This is a genomic window from Bacillus cereus group sp. N24 (assembly GCF_016483345.1).
Classification (GTDB): domain Bacteria; phylum Bacillota; class Bacilli; order Bacillales; family Bacillaceae_G; genus Bacillus_A; species Bacillus_A toyonensis.
In genome coordinates this window covers 1-234 of sequence record NZ_JAEHCA010000167.1, presented here as the reverse complement: position 1 = coordinate 234, position 234 = coordinate 1, and the positions used below count along the sequence as shown (strand labels likewise).

Sequence of the window (234 nt, the reverse complement as noted above, 5' to 3'; positions counted from 1 at the left end):
ACTAACGATCTATATATCCTATGGTAGAATGTAGCACCTTCTAAAATATGCGGTTGAATAAACGGCATGTTCGCTGCTGTAATTACTACAACAGGAGTTTAGTAGCGCGCAAATTTCGTAATAAAGTTTTCTGTCGGTGCTTATTTACTACTTGCATTTTGAACTAAATCTAAAATTATAGATACAGTAGATTCACCAAAGTCTTTAGTAACTTCAATAGTTAATACACCATTT

The 234-nt window shown here is 32.9% G+C and carries 1 pseudogene; it reads right to left on the bottom strand.

Annotated features, from left to right (window positions below):
- Positions 1-234 (bottom strand): annotated as a pseudogene (locus tag JDS95_RS30885) (hypothetical protein); the annotation flags it as partial.